The sequence below is a fragment of the Mycobacterium sp. TH-M25 genome, assembly GCF_057473665.1.
Map to the genome: position 1 here is coordinate 1 of NZ_JBYCLA010000041.1, position 4301 is coordinate 4301.

Annotated in this window: 7 protein-coding genes; all 7 read right to left on the reverse strand. The window is 65.6% G+C overall.

Going from position 1 to position 4301, the window contains the following annotated elements; translation table 11 throughout:
* A partial coding sequence (locus AC2VOU_RS01560; RefSeq protein WP_486955771.1) for an FAD-dependent oxidoreductase occupies positions 1-644 on the reverse strand: 644 nt, incomplete at its 3' end.
* 27 nt (positions 645-671) lie between these two features.
* A complete protein-coding gene (locus AC2VOU_RS01565; RefSeq protein WP_486955772.1) occupies positions 672-1256 on the reverse strand; it encodes a hypothetical protein in 585 nt (194 codons plus the stop codon).
* Entirely contained in the window at positions 1249-1527 is a 279-nt protein-coding gene (locus tag AC2VOU_RS01570; protein WP_486955773.1) for a putative holin, read from the reverse strand. The genes AC2VOU_RS01565 and AC2VOU_RS01570 overlap by 8 nt, the downstream gene beginning before the upstream one ends.
* Before the next feature lie 28 nt (positions 1528-1555).
* A complete protein-coding gene (locus tag AC2VOU_RS01575) occupies positions 1556-2050 on the reverse strand; it encodes a DUF779 domain-containing protein (protein ID WP_486955774.1) in 495 nt (164 codons plus the stop codon).
* Positions 2050-3573, reverse strand: a complete 1524-nt coding sequence (gene exaC, locus AC2VOU_RS01580; RefSeq protein WP_486955775.1) for an acetaldehyde dehydrogenase ExaC — start codon at positions 3571-3573, stop codon at positions 2050-2052. Before exaC ends, AC2VOU_RS01575 begins: the two co-directional genes overlap by 1 nt.
* 69 nt (positions 3574-3642) lie before the next feature.
* Complete coding sequence (locus AC2VOU_RS01585; protein WP_486955776.1) at positions 3643-4056, reverse strand: PIN domain-containing protein; 414 nt, start codon at positions 4054-4056, stop codon at positions 3643-3645.
* On the reverse strand, positions 4043-4273 hold the full coding sequence (vapB, locus tag AC2VOU_RS01590; protein WP_486955777.1) for a type II toxin-antitoxin system VapB family antitoxin: 231 nt from the start codon (positions 4271-4273) through the stop codon (positions 4043-4045). Before vapB ends, AC2VOU_RS01585 begins: the two co-directional genes overlap by 14 nt.
* Positions 4274-4301 lie beyond the last annotated feature (28 nt).

Below are 4301 nucleotides of genomic sequence, written 5' to 3' on the forward strand. Positions count from 1 at the left end.
TGCTCTACTTCTTCTTTGGTTAGTGCGCGCGGCTGGATCTCGAGGTTCGTCTCTTCGACTCCTTTGTTTTTGAGTACGTATGCGAACTCGATACCGATCGCCCCGGCGCCGGCGACGATGATCGACTCGGGCAGCTCGCGGGTCAGGATCAGTTCCTCGTAGGTGACCACGTTCTTCGACAGCGAGGTGCCGGGAACCAGCCGGGTGCTGCTGCCGGTGGCGATGATGACGTTGTCGAACGTGACCTGTTCGCTACCGCCCTCGTTGAGGTCCACGTTTAGTGTGTGGGCGTCGGTGAAGCGGCCGTAGCCGTGGATCTCGGTGATCTTGTTCTTCTTCATCAAGAAGTGCACACCCGCCACCCGGCCCTCGGCCACCTTGCGGCTGCGGTCGAAGGCAGCCCCGTAGTCGAAGGTCACCTCGCCGCTGATGCCAAAGGTCTTGGCTTCCTTGGTGACGATGTGCGCGAGTTCGGCGTTACGCAGCAACGCCTTGGACGGGATGCAGCCGACGTTGAGGCAGACTCCGCCCCAGTACTTCGGCTCAACGATGGCGGTATTCAGTCCCAGCTGAGCAGCGCGGATGGCCGCTACGTATCCACCGGGTCCGGCTCCGAGGACGACAACGTCATAGTGAGAAGTCACGGCACCTAGCCTAGTGGTGCGGTTGCTTCAGTACGGCAGCACGCCCGCGACGCAGGGCCGTTGGCTGTGCTCGCAGTAGAACGTGCCATACACCGGGGCCGCGCCGACGACAGCGGCGAAGACGGCCGAGAGCATCGCGATCGACAGCGCCGACAGCAGCGGCCGATCGGACGCCATGGCCAGGATCAGCCCGGCGACCGTCGTCACCACGACATAGGCCAAGACGACGAAGACCACGGTGGTTTTGTGTTTGGAGGCGTCATGGCTCCACCAATAGAAAAGTCCCGCCCCGGCCGCGCCCGCCGGCACCCAGACCGCGAGCAGCATCAACACGAACTTCCACCACTTCAGGTAGAGCTGGCCGAACGCCGCGACCGCCGGAAGCGCTGCAGACGGCGGCGCTTCGGTCTCGGTGTACGCCGTCGCCATAAGGCCGCTCACGGGCTGATCGGAGCTGTCGGCCGACTTCCGGCGCAACCACCGCCGGCGAGGCCGTACCTCGGGCTCGATCACGGCGGGCTCGGCTTTCGGCTGCATACCGGTGTCGAACGCGGGTCGGTACGGCTCGGTCAGCGGCATCGACTCGGTCTCCACCCGTTCGTGCTCACCCATGGGTCACGACCTCGACCAGGGCGAGCACACCGAACCATCCCGGTGCCAACGCCAGGATGAAGGCGCCCAGTGCCGTCAGCCATCGGCGTCGGGCCATCAACACCACCAGCAGCCCGACGGCGCTGGGAAATCCGACCACCAACGCGATCGCAATGTCGGGACGCATGCGGGCGTGTTCCACGGTCAGCGCGGCCGCGGCGCCCAGCACGCCAGCCGCCAGCCCGACCAGCATCGCACTGGTCAACAGCCAGGGCCGCGGCAGCGGGATCACGCTTCAACGATACTGCCGGGGTTGCCCGCTACGGCTTTAGCGGCGCGGCGCGCCCCGCCGGAACTGGGCACGCCTCGACGGCAGCCGCGACCACCGGGGCGCGTTCCGGCATCCGCTCGCCGCGCTCGTAGTCGACCCCGGTGAGTACCGACGTCGCAGCCAGCTCGGCGTTTTCGCGGTCGGTGAAGGCGCGTCCGCGGGACAGGAATCGCATACCCTCGGGTGCTTCCAGGCTGAACCCGCTACCGCGGCCGGGCACCACGTCGATGACGAGCTGAGTGTGCTTCCAGGTCTGGAATTGCGGCCCCGAGATCCACACCGGCACCCCGTCGGGTCCGACGTCCAGCACGCCGAGCAGTACGTCGCGGTCACCGACGATGAAGTCCCCGTCGGGATAGCACATCGGCGACGAGCCGTCGCAGCAGCCACCGGACTGGTGAAACATCAACGGCCCGTGCTGTTCTCGCAGCCGGTCGAGCAGCGCGGCAGCGTCCGCGGCGACCACCACCCGGGGCGTCACCATCAGAAGAAGCCTTGCGCCTTGTCGCTGTAGGACACCAGCAGGTTCTTGGTCTGCTGGTAGTGATCGAGCATCATCTTGTGATTCTCCCGGCCGATGCCGGACTGCTTGTATCCGCCGAACGCGGCGTGCGCGGGATAGACGTGGTAGCAGTTGACCCACACCCGGCCGGCCTGGATGTCGCGACCGGCACGGTAGGCGGTGTTGCCGTCGCGGCTCCACACTCCGGCGCCCAACCCGTAGAGGGTGTCGTTGGCGATCGAGATGGCGTCGTCGTAGTCAGTGAACGATGCGACCGAGACCACCGGCCCGAAGATCTCTTCCTGGAAGACCCGCATCGTGTTGTTGCCGGCCAAAATGGTGGGCTGCACGTAGTAACCGCCGGACAGGTCGCCGCCCAACTCGGCGCGCTCGCCGCCGGTGATGATCGTGGCGCCCTCACCTTTGCCGATTTCGATGTAGGACAACACCTTTTCCAGCTGATCATTGGAGGCCTGCGAGCCGACCATGGTCTCGGTGTCCAGCGGATCGCCTTGGCGCACGGCCTTGGTGCGGATGGCCGCCAGTTCCAGGAACTCGTCGTAGATGCCGGCCTGCACCAGGCTGCGCGACGGACACGTGCACACCTCGCCCTGGTTGAGCGCGAACATCGTGAAGCCTTCCAGCGCCTTGTCGCAGAAGTCGTCGTGGGCGGCCATCACGTCGTTGAAGAAGATGTTGGGGCTTTTGCCGCCCAACTCCAGGGTGACCGGGATCAGGTTCTGGCTGGCGTACTGCATGATCAGCCGACCGGTGGTGGTCTCCCCGGTGAAGGCGACCTTGGCGATCCGGTTGCTCGACGCCAGCGGCTTGCCCGCCTCGGCGCCGAATCCGTTGACGACGTTGACCACGCCCGGTGGCAGCAGGTCACCGATCAACGACATCAGGAACATCACCGACGCCGGCGTCTGCTCGGCGGGCTTGAGCACCACACAGTTACCCGCGGCCAGTGCGGGCGCCAGCTTCCAGGTCGCCATCAGGATCGGGAAGTTCCACGGGATGATCTGGCCGACCACCCCCAGCGGCTCGTGGAAGTGATAGGCGACGGTGTCGTCGTCGATCTGGCTCAGCGAGCCCTCCTGGGCCCGCAGCGCGCTGGCGAAGTACCGGAAATGGTCGGCGGCCAACGGGATGTCGGCGGCTAACGTCTCCCGGATCGGTTTGCCGTTGTCCCAGACTTCGGCCAGCGCCAGCGCATCACGATGCGCATCGATCCGGTCGGCGATCTGGTTCAAGACCGCGGCCCGCTCGGCCGGCGCGGTCTTGCCCCACGCCCCCGCTGCCCCGTGGGCGGCGTCCAAGGCCTTGTCGATGTCGGTGGCATCCGAGCGCGCCACCTCGCAGAACGGCCGCCCGATCACCGGCGTCAGGTTTTCGAAGTAGCGGCCGGCGGCCGGCGCCACCCACTCGCCGCCGATGAAGTTGTCGTACCGCGATTCGAAGGACATCAGCGCCCCGGGGGAACCCGGACGTGCGAAGACGGTCATTTTTCGGCACTCCTTATCGACGGTGTTATACAGCTCACACTACCGCCGCGGGCACCGCAGGCTTGTCGGTCAGACCGTCAGTCGTTCCACTCGTTGTCCGGTGATCCCCGCGATCAGGTCGAAGTCCTTGTCGAGGTGGAGGACGACCAAGCCGGCGAGTTCTGCGGTGGCCGCAATCATCAGATCCGGGATCGACGGCGCCCGATGCATTCCCTTGTCGGCAAGCAGCAGTTGAACTTCCAACGCCCGATTCTCGATCGCCGGCGTCAGGTATTCGACCGGCATGACGGAGAGCGGCGATACGCGAAATCCGTGGCGCGCCGCCGCCGCTGTTTGAGCCGAGTGGGTGACCTCCAAGCGGGTGATATTGGCGATTCGCACCAGACCTCGCTCGATCCGATTAGCCCATGCTGACGCGGCGGGGCTCCGGCCTAGGCAAACAAGAGCGGACTTGTCGATCAGCCACGTGCTACTCGGACTCATCCCACGCCCGCGACATCACCTCGGCGTCACCCAAGTCGGCGAAGGTCTGCGCGAACGCTCGGAGATCAGCGTCGGTGACCGGCACTCGGATCGTCTGGGCGTCTTGGGTGAGACGGCGGCGGATGTATTCGCTACGGGACAGCCCTAGTCGGGCGGCCAACGTGTCGAGCGCAGCCACCACATCGTTGGGAACATCGCGGACCAGGATATCGCTCACGCTTCACCTCCTGATATCACACGATATC

Bases quoted from the DNA above. Each gene is read 5' to 3' on its own strand.
- AC2VOU_RS01575 (WP_486955774.1), bottom strand. From the start codon at position 2,050: ATGGTGACGCCCCGGGTGGTGGTCGCCGCGGACGCTGCCGCGCTGCTC.
- AC2VOU_RS01565 (WP_486955772.1), bottom strand. From the start codon at position 1,256: ATGGGTGAGCACGAACGGGTGGAGACCGAGTCGATGCCGCTGACCGAG.
- AC2VOU_RS01585 (WP_486955776.1), bottom strand. From the start codon at position 4,056: ATGAGTCCGAGTAGCACGTGGCTGATCGACAAGTCCGCTCTTGTTTGC.
- exaC (WP_486955775.1), bottom strand. From the start codon at position 3,573: ATGACCGTCTTCGCACGTCCGGGTTCCCCCGGGGCGCTGATGTCCTTC.